The organism is Deltaproteobacteria bacterium (assembly GCA_016875395.1).
GTDB lineage: Bacteria > Myxococcota_A > UBA9160 > UBA9160 > UBA6930 > VGRF01.
The window spans coordinates 1-2644 of record VGRF01000069.1; the positions used below are offsets into that span (position 1 = coordinate 1).

The window sequence follows — 2644 nt, forward strand, 5'->3', positions numbered from 1 at the left end:
CGCGCGCCGAGCGCGCCGCCACGATCGCGCGCGAGAAGCAGCGCTGGACCGAGGAGCGCGCGAGCTGGGATCACGAGCAGGACGCGTGGAGCGTGCGCGAGATGCGCGGCTCCGCGTATCTGCACCCGCGTCAGGTGCTGCGCGAGCTCGAGGCTGCGCTGCCGGAGGGCGCGATGGTCAGCACCGACATCGGCAACATCTGCCAGATCGCGAACTCGTATCTGCGCTTCGAACGCCCGCGCTCGATGTTCGGCGCGATGATGTTCGGCAACTGCGGCTACGCGTTCCCCGCGATGATCGGCTGCAAGGCCGCGGCGCCCGAGCGCCCCGCGATTTGTTACGTCGGAGACGGCGCGTGGGGCATGAGCTTCGGCGAGCTGCTCACCTGCGTGCGCGAGAAGCTCCCGGTCACCGCGGTCGTGTTCAACAACCAGCAGTGGGGCGCGGAGAAGAAGAACCAGGTCGACTTCTACGACGACCGCTTCGTGGGCGTGAACCTCGAGAACCCGAGCTGGGCGAACGTGGCGCGCTCGCTCGGCGCCCACGGCGTCACGATCGAGAAGCTCTCCGACGTCGGCCACGCGCTCCGCGACGCCTGCGCGGCGCAGCGCGACGGCCGCACGACCGTGCTCGAGATCATGGTCACGCGCGAGCTCGGCGACCCATTCCGCCGCGACGCGCTGAAGCCGCCGGTGCGCCACCTCGCGAAGTACGCCGCCCTCAATGCCAAGAAGGCCTGACGAGATGGCGCTCGCGCTCGACCACTTCTGGATGCCCTTCACGCCGAATCGCGAGTTCAAGAGCGAGCCGCGCATGTTCGAGCGCGCCGAGGGCGTGCACTACTTCACGCCGGACGGGCGCAAGATCCTCGACGGCTCGTCGGGCCTCTTCTGCACGCCCCTCGGCCACTGCCGCCGAGAGATCGCGGACGCGGTGCACGCACAGCTGCTCACGCTCGACTTCACGCCCACGTTCACGCGCGCGCACCCAAAGGCGTTCTCGTTCGCGTCGCGCGTGGCGGAGTTCACGCCGCGCGGCCTCGACCGCGTGTTCTTCGCGAACTCGGGCAGCGAAGCGGTCGACACCGCGATGAAGATCGCCCTCGCCTACCACCGCGCGCGCGGCGAAGGCCACCGCACGATGTTCATCTCGCGCGAGCGCGCCTATCACGGCGTGAACATGGGCGGCGTCGCGCTCTCCGGCCTCGTCCGCAACCGCGAGAGCTTCGGCAGCGGCGTGCCCGGCGTGGTGCACATGCGGCACACGCACCTGCCCGAGAACCGCTTCACGCGCGGCCTCCCCGAAAAGGGCGTCGAGCTCGCCGACGACATCGCGCGGCTCGGCCAGCTCCACAGCTTCGCGAACATCGCCGCCGTCTTCATCGAGCCGATCGCCGGCTCCACCGGATGCCTGCCTCCGCCGCTCGGCTACCTCGAGCGCGTGCGCGAGCTGTGCACGCAGCACGGCATCTTGCTCGTGTTCGACGAAGTGATTACGGGCTGGGGCCGCACCGGCCGCGCCTTCGCCGCGCAGGAGTTCGGCGTCACTCCCGACCTCATCACCATGGCCAAGGCGATCACCAACGGCGCGCAGCCGATGGGCGCCGTCGCGGCGCGCCGCGACATCCACGACACGATCGTCGAGCGCGGACCGCGCCACGCGCCCGAGTTCTTCCACGGCTACACGTACTCGGCGCATCCCGCCGCGTGCGCCGCCGGCCTCGCCGCGCTCGCGCTGTTCGACGCCGAACGCAGCTTCGAGAGGGCGCGCTCGCTCTCTCCCTACTTCTTGGAGCAAGTGCATTCGCTGCAGAGCCTGCCCGCGGTCGCCGACGTGCGCGGCTACGGCCTCCTCGCAGGCGTCGACGTGCGCACCAAGGACGACGCGCCCGGCCTCGCCGGCAACGAGGTGCAGAAGCGCCTCTTCGACGCGGGCCTGCACGTGAAGGCAACCGGCGACGCGCTGCTGCTCGCGCCCGCATTCGTGAGCGAGCGCGCCCACGTCGATGAAGCCGTGGGGATTCTGCGCGACGTGTTAGGGAAGTGGGCGTGAGCGAGGCCGTAGACGCGGACGCGCAGAGCGGACTCCGCCGCTCGCTGCAGAGCCGGCACATGCAGATGATCGCGCTCGGCGGCGTGATCGGCGCGGGACTCTTCGTCGGCAGCGGCGTCGTCGTGAAAGCTGCCGGCCCGGCGGCGGTGCTCTCGTTCGCGATCACCGGCGCGCTCGTCGTGTTGGTGATGCGCATGCTCGGCGAGATGGCCGTCGCGTTTCCCGCCATCGGGGGCTTCTACGAGTACTCGCGGCTCGCGCTCGGCGAGCGCGCGGGCTTCCTCACGGGCTTCATGTACTGGTACTTCTGGGTGATCGTGGTCGCGCTCGAAGCGGTCGCGGGCGCGGACTTGTTACGGGTGTGGTTCCCCGACGTCGCGCCGTGGATCTTCACGCTCTCGCTCACCGCGCTGTTCATGGCGCTGAACCTGCTCTCGGTGCGCACGTGGGGCGAGACGGAGTTCTGGTTCGCGTCGATCAAGGTGGCCGCGATCGTCGCGTTCTTGATCGCCGGCTCGGCGTGGGCGCTCGGCCTCTGGCCCGGCGCCGACGGCGGCTTCGCGAATCTCACCGCGCACGGCGGCTTCTTCCC

3 protein-coding genes are annotated in these 2644 nt (G+C 70.2%); all 3 read left to right on the plus strand.

The window, feature by feature from the left end; all coding sequences use genetic code 11:
• Positions 1-740 (plus strand): sulfoacetaldehyde acetyltransferase (locus tag FJ091_22050; protein ID MBM4386032.1); only part of this gene is annotated, 740 nt, incomplete at its 5' end.
• A gap of 4 nt (positions 741-744) precedes the next feature.
• Positions 745-2052, plus strand: coding sequence for an aminotransferase class III-fold pyridoxal phosphate-dependent enzyme (locus FJ091_22055; GenBank protein MBM4386033.1), 1308 nt, complete (start codon positions 745-747; stop codon positions 2050-2052).
• Positions 2053-2111: 59 nt separating this feature from the next.
• Positions 2112-2644, plus strand: a 533-nt coding sequence (locus tag FJ091_22060) for an amino acid permease (GenBank protein ID MBM4386034.1), incomplete at its 3' end; no start/stop codon positions are given.

Coding starts and splice junctions, on each gene's coding strand:
- FJ091_22055 (MBM4386033.1), top strand. CDS start 745: ATGGCGCTCGCGCTCGACCACTTCTGGATGCCCTTCACGCCGAATCGC.